A 24789-nucleotide genomic window follows, 5' to 3' on the forward strand; every position below is an offset into this window, starting at 1 on the left:
CTCAGGGCGACCGGGGGAACTGCTCGGCCAGCCCGTCCGCGCCGACCAGCGGGGCGGAGAGCAGCGCGCGGACCCGTCCGGCCCGCTGGCGCAGCGCCTCGTGCTGGGCCTCGGTGAGCGGGATCCAGGGCTTGGGGCGGGGCGGCAGCCGGGGCGGCAGCGGGCGGCCGGCGACATAGGTGAGCTCGTTGACCAGCCGCCGATCCGAGGTCCGGAGCTGCCGGTGTGAGTCGACCAGCTCGAACGCGCCTTCCTCCAATGCGAACACCGCGAGGTCGGCCCGGGCGCCCACGGCGAGCGTCCCTGCGCCGCCGGGCAGGCCGAGCGCCTGAGCAGGACGCACGGTGGCCGCGGCGACCACCTCCTCCAGCGGCAGCCCGACGGCGAGCAGCTTCGTCATCGTCGTCGGCAAGTCGAACACGGGCCCGTACAGGCACCGCGCGTGCAGATCGGAGGAGATCACGTGAGGGATCATCCCGGCCTTGAGCTGTGCTTCGAGCACGTCGAACGCGAACCCTCCGGATCCGTGCCCGATGTCGAACAGCACGCCGGCGGCGTACGCCTCGACCACGGCGGCCGCGATGCCGCCTCCTTCCACCATGCCGGTGGCCAGCCCGCTGGCGCAGTGGGTGACGATGTCGCCGGGTCGCAGCAGGCGCAGCACCTCGTCCACGGCCGGTGGCGCGACGCCGATGTGCACCATGACCGGGACCTCGCCTGCCTCGGCCACCTTGATCGCGCGGCGCAACGGCTCCAGCCCGTTCGTGCCCACGGTCTTGCCGTCCATGCGCACCTTCACACCGAAGAGCAGGTCGCGATTGCCCGCCAAGGTCGCCGCGGCGAGGTCGACGTCGCAGTTGGCCAGCTCGCGGCTCTCCCCGTCGGGCGCGGTCAGGCCGACGGCGGAGACGTTGAGCAGCGCCGCGACCCGCACCTGGTAGTCGGTGACGGCGGCGCGCAGGGACTCGATGGCGTACGCGCCGGCCGAGCCGGCGTCGACCCAGGTGGTCACGCCGGTGTACCAGGCGACGGGGTCGGGGTCGATCCCCCAGTACGTGGCACCGGGGTGGACGTGCGTGTGCAGGTCGACCAGGCCGGGCGTGATCACCTTGCCCCGGGCGTCGACGACCTCGCGGGCCAGGTCCCGGGGCAGGGCGGGGGCGACGGCGGCGATCCGGCCGCCGCGCACACCGACGTCGTACCGGCCGACGTGCCCGCCACCGACGTCGATGACCTCACCACCGGCCAGCAGCAGATCGTAGGACATCCTGCTCCTCTCCCTGTCGCGAAGCGGTCTCGCCCACCGGACCACCGCCCCGCCCGGCACCGGCCTCGGGGCCGGTCGCGTCGCCCTGCCACGGGCCGCGGTCTCGTCCACGGCCACCACCGAGCCCAGGGCCGGGATCGAGATCCGTCGCCGCACCCTGCCATGAGCCGGAGTCGGTCGCGCGGGGGGTGCCGTCTCCGGGGGTGAGGGTGAGGGCAGTGGCGATGCCGAGGCGGTAGAGGCGGGTTGGGCGGCCCTTGCGGTGCATCTGCTCGCTGCCCTCCTCGGTGACCAGCCCGGACTCGCTGAGCTTGCGGATCAGTCGGCGGCCGCTCGGGTTGGTGATGCCAAGCTGACCCGCGAGTTCGCTCGGCGAGATCAGGCGCCCGGCGAGGCTGCGTTCGACCGCGGCGAGCCGGGACAGGGTCGCCGCGCTGAGACCGGCGCGCCGCGCCAACTCCTCCAGGTCACCCCCGTGGTCACGGTAGGTGAAGGCCAGCGGTGAGCCGGACCCGCTCATCGGACCGATGATGACGCCGCTGTCCTCCACGAGGTAGGCCGAGGGCGCGGCCTCCTGCTCGGCGCGCGAGGCCGCCCATTCGGCGAGCTGGACGCAGGTGCGGGCGGACCCGCCGATGCCGAACCCGGCGGCGAGCCGGACGCCCAGGGTCTCCTGGGCCACGCCGAGGATGGGCAGGGACACCCAGTTGTGGGTGACCTCCTCGAACAGCGCCTTGTGCGCGAAGACGACGACGCCGCGGCGGTCGCGGTTCTCGATCCACGCCTCGCCGAACTCCGGCGTGTTGACCAGCAGATTCATCAGCCCGATGCGGGCCCGGTCGAGGTCGGCCTGGGCGTCCTGGGCCCCTACGAGGAAGACCCCCGCGGCGAACCGCGACGCGCTGGCCTGCCGCGACTGGATACGCAGGGCGAGCTCGTGAAGGTCGGCCCGGATGGTGGCAGGCCCCTGCAAGGCGTTCACCACGGGGACCGAGCCCGCGGTCAGCCGGGCGGTGACGGCGGTGCGCAGGCTGATGGCATAGGCGGCGCCGGTCCGCTGGGCGAAGCGGCGGTGGAAGGCGACGATCTCGTCGACGGTCTGCTCCGGATCGTACGGCAGGCAGGCCACCTGGTCGTGGTCGAGCCCGAGCGCCTGGACAACCTCGCTGACCGTCTCGGGATCGAACGTGTCGACGCTGACCGGCACCGCGGGCCGGCCGTCCGCCTGCGCGCGGAAGAAGGCGAAGGACAGGTCGAGGGCGCGGGACTTGGTGACCGCGACGGACAGCCCGGCCGGGAGCAGGTCGCGCGACTTGGCATAGGGCACCTGACCGAGCAGCAGGCCATGCACCTGCTCGCGCTCGAGGAGCGCCTGGACCCGCGGCCGGATCTCCTCCTCCTGCTCGTAGCTCACCCACTCCAGCCGCACGCCCGACAGCGTGCGGGCCGCCTCCTCGAAGACGGCTCGGTGGCTCGCGTGGATGACGAGCCCGATCACGATCGTCATGATCTCCCTATACGACCGATGTTCACAAGTAGTTCACAATAAATCGCGCCTCAGCACCGGACACGCCGTTTTAACGCACCCACTGTTGACCGAAACATCTCCTTAGGAGCATCCTGATCCCACCATACTACGAACCACTTACGAACGTGGTCCGTTAGAGGAGGGCTCCATGACGAGGATGACGCGACGCGCCCTGATCGCCTCGGCGGCACTCGGCGCACTTCTGGCGACCGCGGCGTGCAACGTCGACCAGGGAAACACCACGGCCTCCCCCGCCGGAGCGACCGGCGGCGCGTCGAGCGCCGCGCCCAAGGCGCTCAAGGTCGGCTGGTCCACCATCTATCTCGCCCCCTCGTGGATGCAGCAGACCCTGCAGATGCTCGAGGAGGACGTGGCCAAGCTCAAGGCCGAGGGCAAGGTGGCGAGCTATGAGACCTTCAACGCCAACGGCGACACCTCCCAGCAGATCGCCCAGATCCAGGCCATGATCACCCAGAAGTACGACGTCATCCTCGTCGACGCCGGCTCCTCCACCGCGCTCAACCCGGTGATGGAGAAGGCCGTGGCCGCAGGCATCGTGGTCGTGAACTTCGACAGCCTCGTCACCAGCGAGAAGGTCATCAGGGTCGGCACCGACCAGGTCGAGTGGGGCCGGATGACGGCCCAGTGGCTGGCCGACAAGCTCGGCGGCAAGGGCGAGATCATCGCGATGAACGGCCCGGCCGGCGTGTCCGTCAGCGAGGAGCGCTGGAAGGGCGCGGAAGAGGTCTTCAAGAAGTACCCGGACATCAAGATCGCGGCGAACGTCCACAGCGAGTACAACCTGGCCCCGGCCGCGCAGGCGTTCGCCTCGGCCTATTCGGCGCATCCGACCATCACCGGCGTCTTCTCCCAGGGCGGCGCCCTGTCCGCCGCGGCCCTGCAGACCCTGGTCAAGCAGGACAAGAAGCTCGTCCCGATCACCGGTGAGAACTACAACGGCTTCCTCAAGCTGTGGGCCGACAAGCGCAAGGAGGGCTTCTCCTCCATCGCCACGGCGCAGCCCAACTACCTGGCGGTGATCGCGTTGCGAGCCGCGGTGGCCAAGAGCGCCGGCACCGCCGTCCCGTCCACCATCACCGTCCCCCTCCCCAAGATCACCGATGAGAACCTCGACCAGTTCGTCAAGCCGGACCAGCCCGACGACTCCTACCCCATCCAGCCGATCCCGCAGAGCGAGATCGACAAGCTGCTCGGCGCGTAGCGGAGGGACCCGGATGACGCTGCTGAACGTCGAGCGGGTGTCGAAGTCCTTCGCCGGCGTCACCGTCCTGCGCGAGGTCGGCTTCGACATCCACGCCGGAGAGGTGCTCGCCCTGGTGGGCGAGAACGGCGCCGGCAAGAGCACCGTGCTCTCGCTGATCACTGGCCTGCTCACCCCGGACTCCGGCACCATCCGGTACGACGGCGAAGCCGTCCGCGCGTGGTCACCGCACCGCGCGCGGGCCGCCGGCATCGCCTCAGTGCATCAGGAGCTGAGCCTGAACCCGCATCAGAGCGTGGCCGAGAACGTGTTCCTCGGGGCCTGGCCCAGCCGCCGCGGTTTGGTCCGTCACCGAGATCTGGCGGCCCGTGCCCGCCCGCTGCTGGAGCGGGTCGGCCTGGACGTCGACCCGCGCACGCCCGCCGGGCGGCTGCCGCTCGGCGCGCAGCAGCTCGTGGAGCTCGCCAAGGCGCTCACCGCGGACCCGCGTCTGCTGATACTCGACGAGGCCACATCGGCACTCGACGACGACCAGGTGAGCGCAGTCTTCCGGGTGATCGCCGACCTGCGCGAGCGTGGCCGCTCCGTCATGATCGTCAGCCACCGCATGGGGGAGCTGCTCGCCGTCGCCGACCGGCTGACTGTACTCAAGGACGGCGAGGTCATGGCCACCCGGGAGCGCGCGCAGACCGGCCACGACGACCTCATCCGGCTGATGGTGGGCCGCGAACTCTCGGCCATGTTCCCTCCCAAGGCGGACGTCGCGCCGTCTGCCGAAGGGCCGGTTCTGACCGCCTCCGGTCTGTTCGCCGGAGCTCAGGACGCGGACCTGGAGCTGGCGCCGGGACGGATCGTCGGCCTGGGCGGGCTGCAGGGCCAGGGCCAGCGGGAGGTGTTGCGTGCCCTGTTCGGCCTGCGTCCCCACAGCGGCCGGATCACGGTGGACGGGCGGCCCTGCCGCCTCGCCTCCCCTCGCGAGGCGATCCGCCGCGGCATCGGCTACGTGCCGGAGGACCGCAAGACCGAAGGGCTGCATGTGGTCAGGAGCGTCCGCGCCAACCTCGCGCTGACCAGCCTGCGCACCCTCGCCCCCGCCCGCACGCTGACCACCGTCTCCCGACGGCGCGAGGACCGGCTCGTGAACGACCTGATCGCCCGCATGCGGATCAAGACCACCTCCCCCGCCCAGGAGGCCCGCCGCCTGTCCGGCGGCAACCAGCAGAAGGTCGCGCTGGCCAAGTGGTTGCCGAACCGGCCCCGCGTTCTCCTGCTCGCCGAGCCGACCCGCGGCATCGATGTCGGCACCAAGCGTGAGATCTACCACCTGCTACGCGAACTGGCCGGTGAGGGCCTGGCCGTGCTGGTGACCTCCGGCGACACCATGGAGTTGGTGGGCCTGTGCGACGAGGTCCTGGTCATGTACGAGGGCGCGGTCGTGGACCGGCTGGCCGGAGCCGAGCTGACCGAGGAACGCCTGGTCCAGGCGTCGGTGGCAGGCAGGAGCACGGCCGCGGAGGTGGCGGGCGAGAGCACGGCGACGGAGGTGGCCGGTGCGTAACCGCCTCGACCTGCTGGGACTGTGCGCGTTGCTGGCCGTGGTGCTCGTCGTCTACCAGCGGCTCGACCCGACGCTGCTGCACCCGTCGACGATCACGATCCTGTCCGCGCAGTTCCTGCCGCTGATCCTGGCCGCCGCCGGGCAGACCATCGTCATGCTGACCGGCGGCATCGACCTGTCGCTCGGCGCCGTGTTGTCGCTCGGCATGGCGATGTTCGTCATCTATCCTCCCGATGCCCCCGGAGGCGTGGTGGCCGCCATGGCACTCGCGCTCGCGGTCACCGTTCTGGCTGGCGCGGCCAACGGGGTGCTGGTCGCGTACGCCGGCCTGCCGCCGATCATCGTCACGCTGGCGGCGTCGTTCCTGTGGGGCGGGGTCACGCTGATTGTGCTCCCCCAGCCCGGCGGGCAGGTGCCCGAAGGGCTGGTGCGGGCCTACAACCTCGGCTGGCACGGCCTGGCGCTGCCCGCCATCGCCATCGGCGTGGCCCTGGGCCTGTGGAAGCTGGTCAAGACGACCCATTTCGGCCTGGCGCTGTACGCGGTCGGCGGCAACGAGCACGGCGCCTACGCCAACGGCGTCGACACGCGCCGCGTCAAGATCTACGCGTACGGACTCGCCGGTCTCTTCACCGGGCTGGCCGGGATCGGCCTGGCGATCCAGACCGGGTCGGGCGATCCGACGATCGGTGTGCCGTACACGCTGAACTCCATCGCGGTGGCAGTGCTCGGCGGGATCAGCTTCTTCGGCGGGGTGGGGCAGATGCGCGGCACGCTGCTCGGCGCGCTGCTGCTCGGGCTGCTGACCAACCTGCTGCTGTTCACCGGGATCTCGAGCTTCTACCAGATGATCCTGCAGGGTGTCGCGCTGATCGTGGCGGTCGCGGTGAAGACGCTGGCGACCAGGAAGGCGGTGGCCTGATGACGCAGACCGTCCAGGGCTCGGGCGTGCGGGGCAGCGATGCGGGGCCGCGGCGCTCCTTCGACGGGCTGCGCGGCAACCGGGCTCTGTGGGCGTTCGGGGTGCTGGCGCTGACGTGGGTGGCGGCGGTCCTGTTCGCGAGAGGGTTCGACAGCCTGGCCAGCGTGCGTTACCTGGTGCAGACCGCCTCGTTCCTCGGCATCGTCGCCGTCGGGCAGACGCTCGTGGTGATGATGAGCGGCATCGATCTGTCGGTCTCCGCGGTGGTGGCGCTGTCGGCGGTCGTGTGCGCTCAGGTGGCCGCCGGATCGGGCGCCGCGGTGGCCATCCTCGTCGCGCTGGCGGTCAGCGCGCTGGTCGGGGTAGTGAACGCCGCCGGCATCGTCTGGCTGCGCCTGCCGCCCATGGTCATGACGCTGGCGAGCACCACGGTCATCTCGGGCGCGCTGCTCATCTACACCAACGGCTCGCCCAAGTCGGCGAGCATCCCGCTGCTCGACGCGCTCGCCAACGGCAGCGCGGCGGGGATCCCGCTGGCCACCGTCCTGTGGCTCGGCATCGCGGCCGTCGCCGTCTGGCTGCTACACCTGTCGCGGCTCGGGGCTTACGCCTTCGCGCTCGGCACCAGCGAGCCCGCCTCGCGGGCGTCCGGCGTGCCCGTGCCGGTCACCACCCTCGTGATGTACGCCGCCTGCGCGCTACTCGCCGGGGTCGCCGGGCTGGTGTTGCTCGGGTTCACCGGGACCAGCTCGCTCACCATGGGCAACCCGTACCAGCTACTGTCGATCGCGGCCGTCGTCCTCGGCGGGACGTCGATCCTGGGCGGACGTGGGCACCTGCTCGGCACGGTCGCTGGCGCGTTGCTGCTGACCCTGCTGACCGCGCTGCTGGTGGCGTGGAACCTCAGCGAAGGGCTGCGCCAGGTGACGCTGGGACTGCTCATCATCGTGCTCCTGCTCCTGTACGCCCGCGAACGGCGCACGGCATGAGCCCCGCCGAGGCGCTGCTGCGCGAGCTGGTACGCGTCCCCAGCGTCAACCCGCGCGACGGGACGGGGCCGGGCGAGGCCGCGCTGGCCATGGCCGTCCGCGACTGGCTCGCCGGGCATGGCGTCGCCGCCTCGACCCGCGAGGTGCTGCCTGGGCGGCCCAACGTCGTGGCCGTGGTGCCCGGCCGCGACCCGCGGGCCCTCCTGCTGGTGTCGCACCTGGACACGGTCGAGGTCGAGGGCATGACCGTGGACCCGTACGCGGGTGAGGTCCGCGACGGGCGGTTGTACGGGCGGGGCGCCTGCGACGCCAAGGGCTCCCTGGCGGCGTTCATGCTGGCCGCGGCCGAGCTGGCCGGCGGTCCTGAGCCGCCGTGCACCGTGGTGCTCGCCGGGGTGATCGACGAGGAGCACCGCTACCGGGGCGTGCTCGGGCTCCTTGAGGACCTGCCCGTGCCCGAGGTCGCCGCGGCGGTGGTCGGCGAGCCGACCGGGCTCGCGGCAGGCATCGCGCACAAGGGGGTGGTCCGCTACACGGTGCGTACGCTGGGCGAGGCCGGCCACGCCTCTCGCCCGGACGATGCGGTCAACGCCGTGACGTTGATGACCCGCGTCCTGGCCCACCTGGACGCCACCACGCCCGACGTACCCCACCATCCGCTGCTCGGGGCGGCCACCCGGTGCGTCACCCGGATCCGCGGCGGCACCGGCCCGAACATCGTCCCCGGGCGGTGCGAGATCGACATGGATCGGCGCACGTTGCCCGGCGAGGATCCGCTGGAAGTGTGGGAGCGAGACCGCGAGGAGCTGGCGCGCCTGCTGCCCGGCCGGATCGAGCTCGACCCGCCGTTCACCGTGGACTACGCGCTCGGCACCCCGGCGGACAGCCCGGTCGTCACCGGACTGTGCCACGTGCTCGCCGCCCGCGGCCTGGACACGAGGGTGCACGGCATGCCGTTCTGCACGGACGCCAGCAAGATCGCGCGGGCGGGCATCCCGGCGGTGGTCTTCGGGCCTGGCTCGATCCTCGACGCCCACTCGGTGGACGAGTCGATCGCCCTCGCCGACGTGCGCCTCGCCGCCGACCTCATCGTCGATCTGGTCCGGGGGGACGCGTGCGGCTGAACGACCACGTGGACGGCGGGGTGCGCACGTGCGGCTGAGCGATCACGTGGACCTTGTCGGCAGCGGCGCCGCGGGATTCGATCTCACCGATTCCCTGGACTGCCACGTCTACCTGGTCCGGGGTGAGCGGGCGTGCGCGCTGGTCGACGCCGGAGCGGGGCGGGACGTGGAGGCCATCGTGGGCAACCTGGCCGGTGCCGTGCCCGCATACCTGCTGCTCACCCATGGCCACGCCGACCACGCGGGCGGCGCCGCCGCGCTGGCACGGCGGATACCGGGCCTGCGCATGCTCGCCGGTCCGCCGGCGGACCGGTGGATCGCAAGCGGCGACGAGCAGATGATCAGCCTCGACCGGGCGCGGGCGGGCGGCACGTATCCGCGGGACTACACGTTCGCGCCGTGTCCCGGCATCGAGCCCATCGCCGACGGAGCGCTGATCGACCTGGGAGGCGTGACGCTCCGCGCGGTGGCGACGCCAGGCCACGCCGACGGCCACACCTGTTACCTGCTGGAGGCGCCCGGGCACCGTGCCCTGTTCTCCGGCGACTGCGTCTTCACCGGCGGCCGGGTGTCGCTGCAGAACCTGCACGACTGCCGGATCCCCGAGTACGCCGCCAGCCTGGCCCGCCTGGCCGAGTTGGAGGTGGACGCGCTCTTTCCCGGGCATCACGAGATCTCGCTGCGCCGGGCCCATCGGCACCTGACCACCGCCCGCGACGTCCTCGCCCGCGGGCTCCTACCGGAGAGCACCACGTGACGATCAAGCTGTCCCTCCCCGCGGAGCGGATCGACTGGCGGACCAAGGGCCTGTGGTGGCCGGGGCCCGCGGTGTCGCTCGACGAGTTCGCGGCCCAGCGGCACCACCTCTTCGGCGGGGCGTTCACCTGGCCCGTCATGGTGGCCGACCGCGCCGCCCTCGTGCACAACATCGACACCCTGGCCCGCTTCTGCGCCCGGCACGGCCTGGAGTTCGCCCCGCACGGTAAGACCACCATGGCGCCCTCGCTCTTCGCGGCCCAGCTCGCCGCCGGAGCGACGGCGATCACGGTGGCCACGGTGGGCCAGGCGCTGGCCTGCCGGGCGTTCGGCGTGCCGAGCGTGCTGCTCGCCAATGAGCTCCTCGACCCGGGCCCGCTGCGCTGGGCGGCCGAGCAGGTCCAGCAGGGCTTCGACTTCCTGTGCTGCGCCGACTCCGTGACCGGCGTGCGCACGATGGCGGCCGCCGTCGCCTCCGTGCCGGGCGGGCGGCCGCTCCGGGTGCTCGCCGAGCTGGGTCATCGAGGCGGGCGCACGGGATGCCGTACGGTCGCCGAGCTGTGCGACGTGGCGCGGGCCATCGTGGAGGCCCCCGGGCTGGAGCTGGCCGGGCTGGCCGCCTACGAGGGCGGGCTGCCCGACGCGGAGGCGGCCGGGCGTTACCTGGCTGGGGTGCGGGCGGCCGTGCACCGGCTGTCGGTCGAGCGCCTGCTGGGAGAGGAGGTCGTCGTCACCGCGGGTGGCAGCAAGTATTTCGACGTGGTCGCCGATCGGCTGGCCGGCACGTGGCTGCCGGGGCACCGGCTGCGGGTGGTGCTCCGCAGCGGCGCCTACATCTCCCACGATGACGGGATTTATCAGGACTGGACGCCGTTCCGGCGCATCCCCGAAGAAGGTTCGCTGGAGCCTGCCCTCCACATGTGGGCCCAGGTGCTCTCGACGCCGGAGGACGGCCTGGCCATCGTGGGCATGGGCAAGCGCGAGGTGGCCTACGACGAGGGCCTGCCTTCGCCGCTGCAGGTCCGCGCCCTCGACGGCACGCTCCGCCCGGCCGGCGGGCTGCGGGTGAGGTCGGTCAACGACCACCACGCCTATGTCGAGGTGGGCGCGGACGCCACACTCGCGCCGGGTGAGCTGATCCGCTTCGGGATCTCCCATCCCTGCACGGCGTTCGACAAGTGGAAGGTGATCCCGATGATCGATGACGACCACACAGTGGTGGACCTGATCCGCACGTACTTCTGAATCAGGATTGACGTTCTTCTCCACCGATGAGATCGACAGGTGCAGGGCCCTGGCGATGGCGGTCAACTCTGACGCTCCGTTCGGCGAGCAGGTGGGACTGGACATGCTGACCCTGGTCCGGGGTGCGTTCGCACTGGTGAAGGAATGATCAGGTCACTGGGAGCGCGGCGGCCGTCTGGCGCCAGATCCTGCCGTCCCTGATCAAGAGGGTGCCGTAGGTGGTGACGCGGTTGCCGCCGATCGTCATCACCGCGTTGTAGAAGATCACGTCATCGGTCACCTGCAGCGAGACGATCTCGTCGACCTGGGGCTTCGCCGACAGATACGCCGTGAACAACTCCCTGATCTCGGCGGGGCCCCTGGCGACACGGTCAAAGCGGATCACCGTGGCATCGTCGTGGTATTGGGCGAGGAGGGCCTCGAGGTCCTGGCCCGCGATCGCGGCCAGCTGGCGGTCGAACAGGTCCTTGGTGGTCATGCGGCGCCTTCCGGTCGTGGTCGGAGCAGGTCGTACGCCACCTGCGCGGCCGCGTACAGGAGAATGAGCGGCAGCGCAGCCGCGGTGGGCAGCGCGGACGTTGCGAGGGTGAGCGCGGCGGTGGCCAGGCGGATGACGGCGGCGCGGCGGTCGAGCGAGCACAGGTGCTGCACCCCGAGCACGGCGAACACCAGCGCGGCAGGCAGCCCGATGGCCCAGCTCGTGCTGGACGGGTGGGCGATGGCGTGCTCGATGCCGATCCCGAAGGCAACCAGGCCCAGCGACAACGGCAGGTGCGAGTAGACCCACACCTGCCCGGCCAGCCGGGTGCGCAGGACGACGGACTCGTCGAGGTGGCCGAAATAGAGCCACCAGAAGCCCATCGCGACGGCCACGCCGGCCAGGGCGATCAGCAGCGTGCCCGGTGTGACGTCGTGGCCCTTGAGGCCGACGACGACCGCGGCGACGACCTCACCGAGCACGATCACCACGAACAGACCGAAACGTTCGGGCAGGTGCTCGGTCTGCGGAGGCAGCTTGCCCTGGTAGCGGCGGGCCAGCAGGGGCGTGGCCAGGTCGACGACGATGGCGACGGCCCAGAACCAGTAACGCGTGGGCGGCTCGACGGCGAGCGAGGCCAGCCAGATGACCGCGGCCCCGGCGAACCCGGCGGCGTAGCGCATCGTCAGCGGCCGGGCCTCGGGCACGTGGCGGCCGGCGCGGGCGTAGGCCACGATGAGCAGCACCCGGGCCGCCGCGTAGGCGATCGCGAAGAGCCCGGAGCGGTGCTCGATGTCGCCCACGCTGGCGGCCATGGTCGCCACCGCCAGGATCTGGGGCAGCGCGAGCAGCCGGTGGCTGACGTCGTCGGTGTCGAACCTGTTGGCGTAGAAGACGTATCCCGCCCAGGCCCACCAGATGGGGACGAACAGCCCCACGAACGCGCCGACGTTGTCATCTTCGGCGAGCACCGCGGCCAGCTCCGCTACCGCCACGACGAAGACGAGGTCGTAGAGTAACTCGAGCCAGGTGGCACGGCGGTGGGCGTCCTCGAAGAGTCTTAATCGGGGTGGCTGCCATTGTCGGCTGTTGGTCACTCATACCTCCGCTATGTAATTGTGTAATTATGCCCTGTCTGCCGGGCTTAGCGTAGCGTGAGGCAGGCGACGCGGTCCCCCGCCTGGCCGGCCTTCGGACCGCTGGTGACGGTGGGCTTGGCGTGGATCACGAGCGAGTGGGGCAGCCGGTTGGGGTCCAGCGCCCAGGGGTTGCGGGCGGTCGAGCGACCCGCGCCCTGGGCGTCGGTGGCGACGCCCAGCCAGACCTCGCTGACCGGGTCGATCTGTCCCTGGCGGTGCTGGTAGTGCGATCCCGCGTCGTCGGGTTTCTTGCCACATGGCTTGGCGTGCAGGTGGACGCCGTAGGTGTGGCTCGGCAGGAATCCCTCGACGACGAGCGAGGTGCGGGTCTGGCCGCCGGAGGACTCGGCGGTGACGCTGGCCTGAGCGCCCTTGGGGGCCAGCTTGCGGTCGTAGACGATGGCGTCGGTGTCGGACAGGGTGAAGTCGCCGGCGGCGGACAGCGAGAGCTGGCTGTTCGCGGACGCGCCCCGCGCGGGGGCGTTCTGCAGCGGGGCCGACGGGCCCGCGCAGGCGGCGGCGCCGATCGCGACGAGCGGGATGAACAGGACGGTGGGCACGCGCATGAGAGCTCCTCATCGGCCGAGCCGCTGTCAGGCTCGGAGAAAGCACCCACTCTAACGAGTAATCGACCCACTACCCTGGGTATTCGCCGCCAAGTCTTTCAAGCACCGTGTCTCGCCGCGATGTCGTCGATCATCGCGGCCAGGGTGAAGTCGAGGTCGGTGAGGCCGCCCTGGTCATGGGTGGTGAGCGCCAAATGCAGCGTGCGCCACCGGATGTCGATGTCGGGATGGTGGTTGAGCTCCTCGGCCTTGACCGCGATCTCGTCGACGATGCGGATGGCGGCGGGGAAGTCGGGCGCGGTGACCGTGCGCCGGATCTCCTCGCCCTCGCGCCGCCACTCCGGCAGGGCTTTGAGCTTGCTCTCGACGTCCATGACTGCACCTTATTTCAGTGCCCCCGTGCCGAGCCCAGACTGGATCTGACGCTGGAAAATGATGTAGACGATCATTACCGGCAGGATCGTCATGCTGAGGGCGGCGAACAGGCCCGGCCAGTCGGCCTCATACCCGGCCAAGGTGGAAATCCTGGCGATGCCCTGGGTGAGGACCCATTTGTCCGGGTCGCCGGCGAGGAGGACGAGGGGCAGCAGATACTGGTTCCACTGGCCGAGCACGTTGAAGATGGTGATGCTGATCAGGCCGGGCTTGGCCATGGGGACCATGATCTGGAAGAACGTGCGGGTGTGCGAGGCGCCGTCGATGAGGGCCGCCTCGGCGACAGCATCCGGCAATGTCCGGAAAAATGCCGCCAAGAAGAACACCGTGAACGGCAGCGAATAGGCGATGTAGACCAGGACCAGGCCGAGGTGCGAGTTCAGCAGGCCGACCTGCTTGACGACGAAGAAGAGCGGTCCCAACGCCAGGAAGACCGGGAATGCCAAACCGGCCACAAAGTAGTAATAAATCAGCTTGTTGCCGATGAAGCGGTATCGCGCCAACACATACGCCGCCATCGACCCGAACACCATCGTCCCAGCCGTACCGAAGAACACGACGATGACCGTGTTGAGCATGTACTGCCCGATGTGCGCTTTGCCCCAGGCCCGGCCCCACGCGTCGAGCCGCAGCGCGCCGGGCAACTGCAGCGGGTCGCCGAAGATCTCGGTGTTGGTCTTGAACGACGCCAGCAACGTCCACGCCAGCGGCGCGATGATCAGCAATGCCCAGACAGCCAGCGCCATGTGCGACAGCCCACTGAGCACGCTGGGCCGTGGCCGGCCGATGTCACGCGCGGCCATGTCTAGAGCTCAATCCTCTCGCGCCTGGTGGTACGCAACGTCAGCACGGCGAACGTCACGGTCAGGAAGAACAACGCCACGCCCATCGCGGAGGCGTACCCGACCTTGTTGAAGGCGAAGGCCGTCTTGTAGATGGTGACCGGGAGAATGGTCGTGGCCCCGTCGGGCTCGCCCTTGTCCCCCGCCAGCACCAGGATCAGCGCGAACCCGTCGAAGGCGGCGATGCCGAGATAGATCCAGCCGACCTGGACGGTGTCGCGGAGCAGCGGCAGCGTGATCGAGAAGAACAGCCGCACGCGCCCGGCGCCGTCGAGCGCCGCGGCCTCGAAATAGTCGCGAGGAATGGCGGCCATCCCCGCGGAGAAGAGCACGACGTAGAACCCGACCGCCTGCCAGACCATCACCACCATGATCGACCAGAGGGCGAGTCCCGGCTCGGTGAGCCAGCCGACGGGCTCGACGCCGAACCTGCCGAGCACGCCGTTGAGCACGCCGTCCTCGTCCGGCCGGTAGACGGCCTGGAACAGCACCCCGACCACGGCCACGGCGAGCACTTGGGGGAAGAAGTAGACCACCCGGTAGAACGTCGACCCCCACACGCCCTTCATGCCGGCGCCGCGCGTGCCGCCGCCCAGGTTCAGCAGGAACGACAGGAAGAGCGCGATGACGATGGTGACGATCGGCAGGACGAGCAGGAGAAGTCCGTGATTGCGCAGGGCCCGCCAGAATACCTCGTCCTCGAACAACCGGCCGAAGTTGTCCAGCCCCACGTATCGCACGACCGAGGAATATCCGTTCCAGCTCGTCAGCGAGAGCTGGAACGCCTGGATATAGGGGCTGATGACGAAGACCGAATAGAGGGCGACGGGGACGACGAGGAATCCGGCGACGAACCCGTACCTGCGCAACCGCTCCATCGTGCTATTGGCTCCGCGTCTGCTTGGCGACGGCGTCGTCCTTCTTGATGGCGTCGGCTTTCTTCTGCATGTTGGCGCAGAACTTCTCCGGCGTGATCCGCCCGGCCATGACCACGTTGATCTGCTCGGTCCCGTAGTCGAAGAGCTCTTTGTACCAGCCTTCGAAACGGGCGTCGGTGATGATGTTCTCACCGGCCGCGTCCTGGGCCTTGGCCGCGCTCTTCAGGCCGGCGGGCAGGTCCACGCCCTCGGCGGCGCCGTTCACCACGGTGAGGTTCTTGGTCTTCTCAGTGAAGCCCTTCGCGCCTTCCTTGGAGAGCATGATGCGCAGGTATTCGAGGCCTCCCCGCGGGTTCTTGCCCTTGGCGGCGACGACGAAGTTCTCGCCGACGCCGACCTGGATGGCGCCGTACGGCATCTTGTCGGCGGCGGTGACGTCGGGAATGGGGGCGATGGCGTATTGGAAGTCCAGCGGGATGTCCTTGGTCATCTCGTTCTCGATCCAGGACCCGACCGGGTAGAACAACACCTCGTTCTGCAGGTGCTTGATCTGGGTCTGCGTATGGTCGAGACCGAAGTATGCCTTGTCGCCATATTTCGCCTGGACGTCGGCCCACGCCGTGACCGCCTGCTTCACCGGCTCGGCGTTCCAGGCGTTGTCCACCAAGTTGTCCAGGTCGATGATCACCTTGTTGCCGCCGATCTTGGCGGCGGTGTAGAGCACGTTCCACAGCTGGTAGTACGGGCCCTTCTGGCCGGGGTAGGCGAACAGCAGGATGCCGTCCTTCTTCGCGGTCTCCCCCAGCGCCGTGAACTCGGCCCACGTCTTCGGGACCGCCCATCCCCTCGACTCGAACAGCTTGGCGTTGTACCAGAGCGCGCGGTGGGACACGGTGTAGTTCAGCACCAGGTCCTTGCCGTCGATCTTGGCGTTGTCGAGCACGGCCGGCGTGATGGTGTCGCGCACCTTCTTGCCCGGCTCGTCCACCGACGGCGCGTCGAACAGCGGAGCCAGATCCGCCAGGTGGCCCTCGGCGGCCAGCGCCACCAGGTCCATCGCCTCGGGGCCTGAGTTGTTGAGCACGTCGGGAGCGTCGCCGCCGACGAAACGGGGGCGGAGCTGGGTGCCGATCTGCTGGGTGGCGGTGTGCTTGATCGACACCCCGGCGAACGCCTTCTTGTAGAGCTCCTCGTGCAGGTCCTTCGCGTAGGCGTCGCCGTACCCGCCGCTGAAGATGACCACTTCGAGCGGTTTCTTGGCGTCGACGCCGAAGGGGTTCTTGGGGTCGGCGGAGGCGGCGATCGAGGTCGCCGGGGCGGCCGTGGGGTCGCTGCCCGTGCCGGCGGTGGCGCAGGCGCTCAGCAGGCCCGCGCCGGGACCGGCCACGAACGCGGTCATGCCGATGCGGCGGAGCAGTTGGCGTCGCGTGATTTCGCCCGGGTGGGTCATGAAGGCTCCCGAATTAGGAAAGTTTCCTAAACGTTTGCCCGAAAGGTACGAACGGCCGCTGGCCTGCGTCAAGGTCCGAGATGGAGCCGTGACCTCGCCGTGACCGCGGGCGGCACGGCCGTGACCTGGAGGTAGACGACAGCATCGTCTACCTGGGCGAAGAGGGCAAGAGCCGACGGCACGTCAGGACCGGCCTCAGCCGAAGTGTGCCCGAGTCTCGGCGAAGGCCTGGTCGGTGCCCTCCAATGCCCTGGCGACGTCGTCGGCCGTGTGCGCGGCCGACATGAACCAGTTGTGCCACGGGTGCAGGTAGACGCCGTGCCGCAGGCAGGCGTCGCTCCAGTACATGGCGACCGACAGATCCGCGTCGCCGTCGAAGCTGAGCCACGGGATCGTGACCGGTCCCGTCTGGTTCACCACGAAGCCGTGGGACTTGGCCTGCTCGTTCAGGCCCTCACGCAGGAGCGTGCCCGCGCGCTCCATGGCGGCGATGCCGTCCGTGTCGCGCAGGGTCTCGATGGTGGCCTTGGCCGCCGCCATCGAGACCGCCGAGAACCAGAACGAGCCGGTCGAGTACAAGGTCTGCGCGGGCCCGCGCAGCGCGTCGGTGCCGGTGACGGCGGCGATCGGGTAGCCGTTCGCCATGGCCTTGGACCAGGCCGTCAGGTCGGGCCGCACCCCATAGGGCTCCCACGAGCCTCGCAGGTCGATGCGGAAGCCGGCGCGCACGTCGTCGATCACCAGCGCCGCCCCCAGCTGGTCGGCCAGGGCGCGCGCACCGCGGGCGAAGGCCGGCTCGACCAGCTCCTGGTCCTCGAACGCGTCGTGCTTGAACGGCGTCACGATGATCGCCGCCACGTCGCCCTCCACGGTGGCCGCCGCGGCCTCCAGCGACTCAAGCGAGTTGTAGGTGAACTCGACCAGGTCGGCCCGCTCGTTCGGCGTCGTGCCCGCCAGCGAGGGCGTGCACCAGGGGTCGGCGCCGTGGTAAGCGCCGTGGGCCATCAGGACCTTGGTGCGCCCGGTCGCGGCCCTGGCGACCATCAACGCCTGCGTGGTGGCGTCGGTGCCGTTCTTGGAGAACATCGCCCAGTCGGCACTGGGGACGGTGTCCACGAGCAGCTCGGCCAGCTCCACCATGATCGGACCGGGGCCGTTGAGGCAGTCGCCGAGCGCGGCCTGGCGGGCGGCCGCCTCCTCCACGCGCGGATGCCGGTGCCCGAGCACGATGGGTCCCCAGCTGCACATGAAGTCGATGTACTCGCGGCCGTTCACGTCCCACTGGCGGCATCCTTCGCCGCGCTCGAAGAACTGCGGGAAGCCGGGGGCGAAGAGGGCGGCGTTGAGGTGCCCGTACATGCCGCCGGGCACGACCTTCGCGGCGCGCCGGCGGAGTTCGGCGTCGTTCACGTGAGCATCCCTAGAGTCGAGTCGAGGTCGGTGAGGCCGGCGTCCGAGCCGAGGCCGGTGGCGACGCGGGCGGCGGCGGCCGTGCCCCATCGTGCGGCCGTCAGGACGTCCTGGTCGTGGAGGAGGCCGGTGAGGAAACCCGCACAGTACGCGTCGCCGCAGCCGGTCGTGTCCACCACGTCCGTCTTGAGGGCGGGCACCCGTTCGGATCCCGCGGAGGTGACCACGAGGCTGCCTTCCTCGCCGAGGGTGATGAGGACGCCGCGCGGTCCGTCGGCCAGCAGCGTCGCGGCCGCGGTCTCGAGGTCCGTGGCCCCGGTCATGAGGAGGGCCTGGGACTCGTTCGGCAGGACGTAGTCCACGTGCGGGAGGAAGGCGCGGGCCATGCCCAGTAAGTCGGCCATCTCCGACAGGACGTCCATGGTGACGATGGTCCCGGCGGCCCGTACCTCGTCCAGGAGTGCGAAGAAGGCCGGGTCTCCCAGGCCGAACGTGACGTCCATGCCGCCCAGGTGGATCGCCCGCGCGCCACGCAGCACGCTGACGTCCAGGTCGGCATACGTCACGGAGAGGTTCGCGCCGGGCACGTGGAAGCTGGGCCGTCCGCCGTCGGGCCTGATGGGCAGGATCGAGGCGGCCGTCTGCTCGCCTTCCCTGCGGGCCAGGCACGAGGTGTCCACCCCCCGTTTGGCCAGCACCATCAGCAGGAAGTCGCCGAGCTCGTCGTCGCCGATGGCGCCCATCGTGACCACGTCGTTGCCCAGCTTGACCAGATCGACCGCCGTGCCGGCGGCGGTGCCCGCGGCGGTGAGGCGGATCTGGTCGACCAGCACGGTGTCCTGGCCCTCGGGAATGTGATCGATGGGCCTGGCAAGGATGTCGGCGATGTGGACGCCGACGGTGGCGACGGTCATAGTCTAAATAGACAGACGTCCGAATAAAAAGTCAATGGAGGCGACCGATGCCGAAGATCGTCGATCATGACGAGCGCAGGCGCGAGCTGTTGTCGGCGGCGCGCCGGGTGATCGTCAGGGACGGCATCGACGCCGCCACCACCAGGGCCATCGCCAAGGAGGCCGGCTACTCCAACGGGGTGCTCGCCCACTACTTCGCCGACAAGGACGAGATCCTGCTGTCGGCGCTGCGCGAGTCGCACGAGCGTATAAGGGCGCGGCTGACGCGCAAGGTGGCGGGCGTGACGGGGCTGGCGGCCCTGCGTGAGCTGCTGCTGGACAACCTGCCGCTGGACGCCGACCGTACCCAGGAGTCCCGGCTGGAGGTCAGCTTCTGGAGCCGGAGCCTGGCCTCGGAGCGGCTGGCCGAGGTGCAGCGGGCGGAGGCGGCCGAGCTGCGGGCCGCCGTACGCGAGCTGCTGGGCCAGGCCCGCGCGGCAGGCGAGCTGCGAGCGGACGACAACCTCGACGACCTGACCGAGCACCTGCTCGCCCTGGTCGACGGCCTCAGCCTGCACCTGCTGCTCTACCCGGGCCGGCTGACCCGCATCGACCTCGAGCGGCTCATGCTGCAGGCACTCGACCGCCTGTGATCCGCCTTTGATTGCTGTATTTCGGACGACCGACTACATTGCCAGCGTATGAGCCTCCGCGAGCAGCTGTGCGAGTACGGCCGGCGCGCCGTCGAGCTCGGCCTGGTCATCGGCACCTCGGGCAACCTGAGCGTCCGCCAGGGCGACCTGGTCGCGGTGACCCCGTCAGGGGCAGCGCTGGACCGGCTCGCCCCGGAGATGTGCCCCATCGTGGACGTCGAGGGTTATCTGGTGGAGGGCGAGCTGCAGCCGTCGAGTGAGACGCCCATGCATCTGGCCGTCTATGAGACCACCGACGCGCAGGCCGTCGTGCACACGCACTCGGTCTTCGGGACCGTCGTGGCGACCACCATGACCGAGCTGCCGCCGGTGCACTACAACGCGCTGCTGCTGGGCGGCGTGGTCAAGGTCGCCGAGTACGCCACGTACGGCACGCCGGAGCTGGCCGCCAACGTGCGGGCGGCGATGGAGGGCAAGCAGGCCGCCCTGATGGCCAACCACGGCGGGGTGACCATCGGGGCGACGCTGGAGCAGGCGTTCGAGGCCACCCGGCTGCTCGAGTGGCTCTGCGAGGTCTACGTCCGCGGCCTCGGCGTGGGCAAGCCCACCATCCTGACGGAGGAGCAGCTGGCAGCGGTGGTCGAACGCGCGCTCAACCCCCCGCACTTCCCCCGGCGCTAGGCCAGGGCCGCCTGCTCGGCCAGGCCCAGCGGCAGGCCGCCGGATCCGGCGATCTTGTCGTGGAACTCCTTCAGCGTGCCCTGGAACGACGCGCGGATGCGGTCGATCTCGATGGCGCCAGTGAGGTAGGAGGGCGCCTGCGTGGGCCACGCGCAGTAGCGGTTCACCTCGCCCTGGGCGGTGCCGGGCGAGAGCGACGCCTTCGTGGCCATGAACGTCTCGGCCTCTTCGATCGACATGTCCTCACAGTGCAGCGCCGTGTCCACGACGATCCTGGCGGCGCGGAAGATCCGGCAGTCCAGGTGCGCCAGCTCGGTGGCCGGGGTGTCGAAGTAGCCCTGCTCGTGCAGGAGCTTCTCGACGTAGAGGGCCCAGCCCTCGGTGAAGTACGCCGTGCGGAAGACCTTCCTGACCGTGCGCGGGTTGCCCGCCATGTACGACAGGTGCCAGTGGTGTCCCGGGTACGCCTCGTGGACGGCGATCGACGGCATCTGGGCCCGCGAGTTGGTGCGCAGGCGCTGGCGCACCTGCTCGGGGGTGAAGTCGTCAGGCGTGTACGGCACGAAGAACACGCCGGTCCGCGAACTGGCCAGCGGCGGCGGCGCGAGGTAGTGGGCGACGGCCAGGATCGGCCGGGTGTACTCGGCGGACGGCAGCACGTGGCACTCCTCGCCGTCGGCGAATGTGACCAGGTCCCGCTCCCTGACGAACTCCCGTGCCCGCCGGGTCTCCGCCTCGTACTCGGCCCGCATGTCCGCCAAGGTCGGCGGGTGGTCGTCCATGAGGGTCTCCATCGCGGCCCGCCAGTCCTCGCTCCCGTTGACCCGGACCGCCACCTCCCGCATCCTGGCGTCCAGCTCGGCCCACGCGCTCTTGCCCTTCTCGTGCAGCTCCGCGGCGCCGTACCCGAGGAGCTCGCGCTCGCGCAGCAGCGTGGAGTAGAGCCGCTCCCCCATCCGCCAGGTACCGCCGCACTGGAAGGACTCGAGGAACGCGACAAGCCGGTCGAACGCCTCGGCGGCCGGCTCGGCCGCGGCCGCCAGCTTGGCCCGCAGCTCGGCGTCCTCGACCATGCCGGGGATCGTCTTGGTGAGGAAGTTGCGACCGGTGCGGGCCTGGCCGAGACCCCGCTGGATCAGCAGCGGCGCCGCCAGATCAGGGTCGAGGTTCGCCCGGCAGGCCGCCAGCACGCCGGGAACCTCCGCTAACCGGGAGATCGCGGACGACACCAGCTCGGGCTCGGGCTTGAGGCGCCGCTGGAATGGCGTGTACATGGAGCCGAAGATCGACGAGAGGTAGGCGGCGGGGTCGCGGCGCCACTCGGGCCAGGACGCCAGCGCGATGGAGCCTCTCAGCTGCGAGAGGACAAGATCTCTGTCGATCGCGTCGTCGGGCGAGGCGGCCTCGGTCGCCGACAGGCGCTCGAGCCAGCGGACCTCTTCCTTCTCGCGGGCGGTCCATGCGGAGGCGGTGAAATCGCCGAGGGTGTGATCGTAGCCGTCGGCTCCCAGGAAGCTGGCGACGACGGGACGGTCGGAAAAGTACCACTTGAGAAACTCGTCCACCGGTGCACCTTATCCTGAGCAAATGCCCCTGCAGATGACTGGCGCGCTCGGTGACCCCGACCTCATTCGCCTCCCCTGGGACGTTCCACTCGCTGACTGGCCACAGCACCATCTCGTCGATCTCCCGCGCGGCATCTCGCGGCACGTGGTGCGCTTCGCCCGGCTCTCGGGCAAGGTGTACGCGATCAAGGAGATCAGTGAGCGCTACGCCAAGCGCGAATACCAGTTGTTGTGGGACCTGGCCCGGCTCGACGCACCGGCCGTGGAGCCGGTCGCGTACGTCACCGGCCGCGAGCACGACCTGGACGCGGCGCTGATCACCAGGCACCTGCAGTTCTCGCTGCCCTACCGCGCCGTCATGTCGGGCACGCTACGCCCCGACACGCTCACCCGGCTGCTCGACGCCCTGGCCGTGCTCCTGGTGCGGCTGCACCTGAACGGCTTCTACTGGGGCGACTGCTCGCTGTCCAACACGTTGTTCCGCAGAGACGCGGGGGCGTTCGCGGCGTACCTGGTGGACGCCGAGACCGGCGAGATGCACCCGATGATCAGCAACGGCCAGCGGCTGGCCGACATCGACTCGGCGCACACCAACATCTTCGGCGAGATGCTCGACCTGGAGGCGGGCGGGCTGCTGCACCCGTCCATCGACCCCATGGAGACCGCCGAGGACGTCGTCACCCGCTACCACCGCCTGTGGGACGAGATCAACGAGAGCGAGATCATCGAGGAGGTGGACTGGCACCGCGTGGAGCAGCGGATCAGGCGGCTCAACCTGCTGGGCTTCGACGTGGCCGAGATGATGGTGCGGCGCAAGGTCGGCACCGGGCGGCTCATCGTGCGGCCCAAGGTCGTCGACGCCGGACACCACCAGCGGCGGTTGCTCCGGCTGACCGGGCTCGACGTGGAGGAGAACCAGGCGCGGCGGCTGCTCAACGACCTCGACGGGTTCCGGGTGGCCAAGGGGCTCCGGCACGAGGACGAGGCCATCGTGGCGCACAAGTGGCTGGCGGAGGTGTTCCAGCCGACGGTCGAGGCCATTCCCGCGGGGCTGCGCGGGAAGCTGGAGCCCGCGCAGCTGTTCCACGAGATTCTGGACCACCGCTGGTATCTGTCGGAGCAGGCGGGCGCCGACGTCGGGCTGGAGGCGGCCGTGAAGTCGTATGTGGACAACGTGCTCGTCCACAAGCCCGACGAGAAGGCGCTGCTGCCGGAGGACGCCGCTCAGTAGGCCACCGTTCAGTAAGCCTCCGCTCACTACGCCTCCGTTCAGTAGGCCACCGTGATGCGCCGGCGCGGATGTGCGCCGTTCTCCAGCTCGTCCGCGACGGCGACCGCGTAGTCCTCGGCGCTGATGAAGCTGCGGCCCTCCTCGTCCGCCAGCAGCTGGTCGCCGCCGATGCGGTAGACCCCGGTGCGCTCGCCGGGCGCGATCTCGGCGGCCGGCGAGATGTACGTCCAGTCCAGGTCCTCCACCTCGCGGAAGAGGCGCAGCACGGCACGCGCGGCCAGTGCCTCTTTCTTGTAGATCTCCGGGAACTCGGGCGTGTCGACCAGGTCGACCCCGGGGGCGACCTGGAGGCTGCCGGCGCCGCCGACGGCGATCAGGCGGCGCACGCCGGCCACGCGCACGCCGTCGATCAGCGCGCGATAGGCGGCGACGAAGGGCAGTTCCGGCTCGGTGCCGTCGCGCGGCGGGCTGATGGCCGAGACGACGGCGTCATAGCCCTTGGCCAGGGTGGCGGAGTCGTGAACGTCGCCCTTGACGGGACCCGAGCGGCTGACGCCGGTGACCTCGTGCCCGCGGTTGGTGAGCTCTGCGGCGATGCGCTGGCCGATCATGCCGGTCGCGCCAAAGAGAAGGATCTTCATGGCAGCAAGAGTATCCATTGGATACTGGTTACTTCATCGTGCTATAAGTACCTTATGGATACCGGCGATGTCTTCGATATGAATTGCCCGACTCGGGTGGTTCTGGATCGGATCGGCGACAAATGGTCGGTGCTGGTCGTGCTCAGCCTCATCGGCGGGCCGATGCGGTTCACCCAGCTGCGGGCACGGATCGGCGGGGTCACACCCAAGGTGCTGACGCAGACGTTGCGGGCCATGGAGCAGGACGGGCTGGTCACGCGGGAGGTGTTCGCCGAGGTGCCGCCGCGGGTCGAGTACACGCTGACGGAGCTCGGGCGCTCGCTACACGAACCGATCGCAGCGGTGGCCGAGTGGGCCGAGCGGAACATCGTCGAGATACTCCAGCGCCGCGAGAAGTCGGCCTGAGCGGCCCGCAGGCCGGTGCGGGCCGCCGCCGGGCGTTCAGGCGCTGGTGAGCTTGGTGATCTCGGTGACGATGTCGGGCCAGAGGGGGCGTGGCAGGTCGTGGCCCATACCGGGATAGGTCACCAGCCTGGCGCCGGGGATGGCCGCCGCCGTGGCCTGGCCGCCCGCCACGGGGATGAGCTGGTCCTCCTCGCCGTGCAGGACCAGCGTGGGCACCTTCACCTGGGCGAGCAGCTCCGTCCGGCCGCCCGAGGCCATGATGGCGGCCAACTGCCTGGCCGTGCCTGCAGGATCGAAGCAGCGGTCGTAGGCCATCCCTGCCATCGCGGTGATCCGCTCGCGGTCCAGGTCGTAGCCGGGCGAGCCGATGACGGACCAGGTGCGCAGCGCCTGCTCCAGCACGCCGTCGCGGTCGGCCGGCGGCGTGGCCATCAGCACCTCGGCCGCCGCCGCGGTCGGCGGGGCGACCTCGGGGCCCGGCGTCGACATGATCGAGGTCAGGGTCAGCACCCGTCCGGGATGCCGGATGGCCAGGGCCTGGGCGATCATCCCGCCCATCGACGCGCCGACCACATGGGCGGCGGGCCAGCCGAGTGCCTCCATGAGGCCGGCGGCGTCGTCGGCCAGGTCATCGAGCAGGTACGGCGCAGGCGTCCCCGCCGGGGGGACACCCTGGTCGTGGAAGTGCGTGGACAGGCCCGCGTCGCGGTTGTCGAACCGTACGACGTGGTGTCCCTGCTCCGCCAGGAGCCTGCAGAGCCCCTCGTCCCAGTGGATGAGCTGGGCGCCGAGCCCCATGATGAGGAGCAGGGGTCGTCCTGCCGGTGAGCCGAAGGTCTCGTAGGCGATGTCGATGCCGTTGACGGCTGCGCGCATGGTCACGGAGACCAGAATGACATTCTGGTCTCCGT

At 70.1% G+C, this 24789-nt stretch carries 25 protein-coding genes; 11 read left to right on the plus strand and 14 right to left on the minus strand.

Annotation, left to right across the window (positions count from 1 at the left end; all coding sequences use genetic code 11):
• Position 1: 1 nt before the first annotated feature.
• Positions 2–1267 carry an amidohydrolase/deacetylase family metallohydrolase gene (locus tag Q9G87_RS12415; RefSeq protein ID WP_305916450.1) on the minus strand — a complete coding sequence of 422 codons (1266 nt, stop codon included), beginning with the start codon at positions 1265–1267 and terminating at the stop codon, positions 2–4.
• Complete coding sequence (locus tag Q9G87_RS12420; protein WP_305916451.1) at positions 1236–2774, minus strand: helix-turn-helix domain-containing protein; 1539 nt, start codon at positions 2772–2774, stop codon at positions 1236–1238. Before Q9G87_RS12420 ends, Q9G87_RS12415 begins: the two co-directional genes overlap by 32 nt.
• Before the next feature lie 169 nt (positions 2775–2943).
• Here Q9G87_RS12420 and Q9G87_RS12425 point away from each other — a divergent pair, with 169 nt between their 5' ends.
• Genes Q9G87_RS12425 through Q9G87_RS12455 form a run of 7 tightly spaced genes read left to right on the plus strand, consistent with a single transcriptional unit; the run spans position 2944 to position 10611 of the window.
• A complete protein-coding gene (locus Q9G87_RS12425; RefSeq protein ID WP_305916452.1) occupies positions 2944–4017 on the plus strand; it encodes an ABC transporter substrate-binding protein in 1074 nt (357 codons plus the stop codon).
• A gap of 13 nt (positions 4018–4030) precedes the next feature.
• Positions 4031–5575 (plus strand): sugar ABC transporter ATP-binding protein, encoded by a 1545-nt coding sequence (locus tag Q9G87_RS12430; RefSeq protein WP_305916453.1) that lies wholly within the window; start codon positions 4031–4033, stop codon positions 5573–5575.
• Positions 5568–6497 (plus strand): ABC transporter permease, encoded by a 930-nt coding sequence (locus tag Q9G87_RS12435; protein WP_305916454.1) that lies wholly within the window; start codon positions 5568–5570, stop codon positions 6495–6497. Before Q9G87_RS12430 ends, Q9G87_RS12435 begins: the two co-directional genes overlap by 8 nt.
• The gene (locus tag Q9G87_RS12440; RefSeq protein WP_305916455.1) at positions 6497–7486 is read left to right on the plus strand and encodes an ABC transporter permease; all 990 of its coding nucleotides are present in this window, start codon (positions 6497–6499) and stop codon (positions 7484–7486) included. The genes Q9G87_RS12435 and Q9G87_RS12440 overlap by 1 nt, the downstream gene beginning before the upstream one ends.
• Positions 7483–8610, plus strand: a complete 1128-nt coding sequence (locus tag Q9G87_RS12445; protein WP_305916456.1) for a M20 family metallopeptidase — start codon at positions 7483–7485, stop codon at positions 8608–8610. Before Q9G87_RS12440 ends, Q9G87_RS12445 begins: the two co-directional genes overlap by 4 nt.
• Before the next feature lie 28 nt (positions 8611–8638).
• Positions 8639–9367: an MBL fold metallo-hydrolase gene (locus Q9G87_RS12450; RefSeq protein ID WP_305916457.1), complete on the plus strand. Its 729-nt coding sequence runs from the start codon at positions 8639–8641 to the stop codon at positions 9365–9367.
• Positions 9364–10611: an alanine racemase gene (locus tag Q9G87_RS12455; RefSeq protein ID WP_305916458.1), complete on the plus strand. Its 1248-nt coding sequence runs from the start codon at positions 9364–9366 to the stop codon at positions 10609–10611. Before Q9G87_RS12450 ends, Q9G87_RS12455 begins: the two co-directional genes overlap by 4 nt.
• Positions 10612–10759: 148 nt before the next feature.
• Here the strand turns inward: Q9G87_RS12455 and Q9G87_RS12460 are convergent, their stop codons facing one another.
• The 9 genes from Q9G87_RS12460 to Q9G87_RS12500 all read right to left on the minus strand — a co-directional run bounded on the left by Q9G87_RS12460 (position 10760) and on the right by Q9G87_RS12500 (position 18723).
• Positions 10760–11089 carry a nuclear transport factor 2 family protein gene (locus Q9G87_RS12460; protein ID WP_305916459.1) on the minus strand — a complete coding sequence of 110 codons (330 nt, stop codon included), beginning with the start codon at positions 11087–11089 and terminating at the stop codon, positions 10760–10762.
• Entirely contained in the window at positions 11086–12186 is a 1101-nt protein-coding gene (locus Q9G87_RS12465; RefSeq protein WP_305916460.1) for a low temperature requirement protein A, read from the minus strand. Before Q9G87_RS12465 ends, Q9G87_RS12460 begins: the two co-directional genes overlap by 4 nt.
• Before the next feature lie 47 nt (positions 12187–12233).
• Positions 12234–12794: a superoxide dismutase family protein gene (locus Q9G87_RS12470; protein ID WP_305916461.1), complete on the minus strand. Its 561-nt coding sequence runs from the start codon at positions 12792–12794 to the stop codon at positions 12234–12236.
• Between the two features lie 98 nt (positions 12795–12892).
• Positions 12893–13168: a 4a-hydroxytetrahydrobiopterin dehydratase gene (locus Q9G87_RS12475; RefSeq protein WP_305916462.1), complete on the minus strand. Its 276-nt coding sequence runs from the start codon at positions 13166–13168 to the stop codon at positions 12893–12895.
• A gap of 9 nt (positions 13169–13177) precedes the next feature.
• Positions 13178–14032 carry a carbohydrate ABC transporter permease gene (locus Q9G87_RS12480; RefSeq protein ID WP_305916463.1) on the minus strand — a complete coding sequence of 285 codons (855 nt, stop codon included), beginning with the start codon at positions 14030–14032 and terminating at the stop codon, positions 13178–13180.
• Between the two features lie 2 nt (positions 14033–14034).
• Positions 14035–14949 (minus strand): carbohydrate ABC transporter permease, encoded by a 915-nt coding sequence (locus tag Q9G87_RS12485; protein ID WP_305916464.1) that lies wholly within the window; start codon positions 14947–14949, stop codon positions 14035–14037.
• A 4-nt stretch (positions 14950–14953) separates the two neighbouring features.
• On the minus strand, positions 14954–16399 hold the full coding sequence (ngcE, locus tag Q9G87_RS12490) for an N-acetylglucosamine/diacetylchitobiose ABC transporter substrate-binding protein (protein ID WP_305916465.1): 1446 nt from the start codon (positions 16397–16399) through the stop codon (positions 14954–14956).
• A 195-nt stretch (positions 16400–16594) separates the two neighbouring features.
• Positions 16595–17809 carry an aminotransferase class III-fold pyridoxal phosphate-dependent enzyme gene (locus tag Q9G87_RS12495; protein WP_305916466.1) on the minus strand — a complete coding sequence of 405 codons (1215 nt, stop codon included), beginning with the start codon at positions 17807–17809 and terminating at the stop codon, positions 16595–16597.
• Complete coding sequence (locus Q9G87_RS12500) at positions 17806–18723, minus strand: carbohydrate kinase family protein (protein WP_305916467.1); 918 nt, start codon at positions 18721–18723, stop codon at positions 17806–17808. The genes Q9G87_RS12495 and Q9G87_RS12500 overlap by 4 nt, the downstream gene beginning before the upstream one ends.
• Positions 18724–18770: 47 nt before the next feature.
• Here Q9G87_RS12500 and Q9G87_RS12505 point away from each other — a divergent pair, with 47 nt between their 5' ends.
• Both Q9G87_RS12505 and Q9G87_RS12510 read left to right on the plus strand, forming a co-directional pair.
• Positions 18771–19355: a TetR/AcrR family transcriptional regulator gene (locus Q9G87_RS12505; protein WP_305916468.1), complete on the plus strand. Its 585-nt coding sequence runs from the start codon at positions 18771–18773 to the stop codon at positions 19353–19355.
• A 48-nt stretch (positions 19356–19403) separates the two neighbouring features.
• On the plus strand, positions 19404–20036 hold the full coding sequence (locus Q9G87_RS12510) for a class II aldolase/adducin family protein (RefSeq protein WP_305916469.1): 633 nt from the start codon (positions 19404–19406) through the stop codon (positions 20034–20036).
• On the opposite strand, the gene Q9G87_RS12515 is transcribed toward Q9G87_RS12510, so the two are convergent.
• On the minus strand, positions 20033–21601 hold the full coding sequence (locus Q9G87_RS12515; RefSeq protein WP_305916470.1) for a DUF885 domain-containing protein: 1569 nt from the start codon (positions 21599–21601) through the stop codon (positions 20033–20035). The genes Q9G87_RS12510 and Q9G87_RS12515 overlap by 4 nt on opposite strands.
• A 22-nt stretch (positions 21602–21623) precedes the next feature.
• Between Q9G87_RS12515 and Q9G87_RS12520 the strand changes: the two genes are divergently transcribed.
• Positions 21624–22832: a DUF4032 domain-containing protein gene (locus tag Q9G87_RS12520; RefSeq protein WP_305916471.1), complete on the plus strand. Its 1209-nt coding sequence runs from the start codon at positions 21624–21626 to the stop codon at positions 22830–22832.
• Positions 22833–22870: 38 nt separating this feature from the next.
• Here Q9G87_RS12520 and Q9G87_RS12525 read toward each other — a convergent pair whose 3' ends face one another.
• Positions 22871–23473 (minus strand): NAD(P)-dependent oxidoreductase, encoded by a 603-nt coding sequence (locus Q9G87_RS12525; RefSeq protein ID WP_305916472.1) that lies wholly within the window; start codon positions 23471–23473, stop codon positions 22871–22873.
• A 96-nt stretch (positions 23474–23569) separates the two neighbouring features.
• Between Q9G87_RS12525 and Q9G87_RS12530 the strand changes: the two genes are divergently transcribed.
• Positions 23570–23878 carry a winged helix-turn-helix transcriptional regulator gene (locus Q9G87_RS12530; RefSeq protein WP_305916473.1) on the plus strand — a complete coding sequence of 103 codons (309 nt, stop codon included), beginning with the start codon at positions 23570–23572 and terminating at the stop codon, positions 23876–23878.
• 36 nt (positions 23879–23914) lie between these two features.
• Here the strand turns inward: Q9G87_RS12530 and Q9G87_RS12535 are convergent, their stop codons facing one another.
• Complete coding sequence (locus tag Q9G87_RS12535; protein WP_305916806.1) at positions 23915–24754, minus strand: alpha/beta fold hydrolase; 840 nt, start codon at positions 24752–24754, stop codon at positions 23915–23917.
• Positions 24755–24789: the final 35 nt, after the last annotated feature.

The sequence above is a fragment of the Nonomuraea turcica genome, from assembly GCF_030718205.1.
Lineage (GTDB): Bacteria > Actinomycetota > Actinomycetes > Streptosporangiales > Streptosporangiaceae > Nonomuraea.

Excerpts from the sequence above, each read along its gene's own strand:
- Q9G87_RS12420 (WP_305916451.1), bottom strand. The coding sequence starts at position 2,774 with ATGACGATCGTGATCGGGCTCGTCATCCACGCGAGCCACCGAGCCGTC.
- Q9G87_RS12500 (WP_305916467.1), bottom strand. The coding sequence starts at position 18,723 with ATGACCGTCGCCACCGTCGGCGTCCACATCGCCGACATCCTTGCCAGG.
- Q9G87_RS12460 (WP_305916459.1), bottom strand. The coding sequence starts at position 11,089 with ATGACCACCAAGGACCTGTTCGACCGCCAGCTGGCCGCGATCGCGGGC.
- ngcE (WP_305916465.1), bottom strand. The coding sequence starts at position 16,399 with ATGACCCACCCGGGCGAAATCACGCGACGCCAACTGCTCCGCCGCATC.
- Q9G87_RS12485 (WP_305916464.1), bottom strand. The coding sequence starts at position 14,949 with ATGGAGCGGTTGCGCAGGTACGGGTTCGTCGCCGGATTCCTCGTCGTC.
- Q9G87_RS12535 (WP_305916806.1), bottom strand. The coding sequence starts at position 24,754 with ATGCGCGCAGCCGTCAACGGCATCGACATCGCCTACGAGACCTTCGGC.
- Q9G87_RS12510 (WP_305916469.1), top strand. The coding sequence starts at position 19,404 with ATGAGCCTCCGCGAGCAGCTGTGCGAGTACGGCCGGCGCGCCGTCGAG.
- Q9G87_RS12505 (WP_305916468.1), top strand. The coding sequence starts at position 18,771 with ATGCCGAAGATCGTCGATCATGACGAGCGCAGGCGCGAGCTGTTGTCG.
- Q9G87_RS12520 (WP_305916471.1), top strand. The coding sequence starts at position 21,624 with ATGCCCCTGCAGATGACTGGCGCGCTCGGTGACCCCGACCTCATTCGC.
- Q9G87_RS12475 (WP_305916462.1), bottom strand. The coding sequence starts at position 13,168 with ATGGACGTCGAGAGCAAGCTCAAAGCCCTGCCGGAGTGGCGGCGCGAG.
- Q9G87_RS12440 (WP_305916455.1), top strand. The coding sequence starts at position 6,497 with ATGACGCAGACCGTCCAGGGCTCGGGCGTGCGGGGCAGCGATGCGGGG.
- Q9G87_RS12445 (WP_305916456.1), top strand. The coding sequence starts at position 7,483 with ATGAGCCCCGCCGAGGCGCTGCTGCGCGAGCTGGTACGCGTCCCCAGC.
- Q9G87_RS12525 (WP_305916472.1), bottom strand. The coding sequence starts at position 23,473 with ATGAAGATCCTTCTCTTTGGCGCGACCGGCATGATCGGCCAGCGCATC.
- Q9G87_RS12480 (WP_305916463.1), bottom strand. The coding sequence starts at position 14,032 with ATGGCCGCGCGTGACATCGGCCGGCCACGGCCCAGCGTGCTCAGTGGG.
- Q9G87_RS12425 (WP_305916452.1), top strand. The coding sequence starts at position 2,944 with ATGACGAGGATGACGCGACGCGCCCTGATCGCCTCGGCGGCACTCGGC.
- Q9G87_RS12415 (WP_305916450.1), bottom strand. The coding sequence starts at position 1,267 with ATGTCCTACGATCTGCTGCTGGCCGGTGGTGAGGTCATCGACGTCGGT.
- Q9G87_RS12430 (WP_305916453.1), top strand. The coding sequence starts at position 4,031 with ATGACGCTGCTGAACGTCGAGCGGGTGTCGAAGTCCTTCGCCGGCGTC.
- Q9G87_RS12470 (WP_305916461.1), bottom strand. The coding sequence starts at position 12,794 with ATGCGCGTGCCCACCGTCCTGTTCATCCCGCTCGTCGCGATCGGCGCC.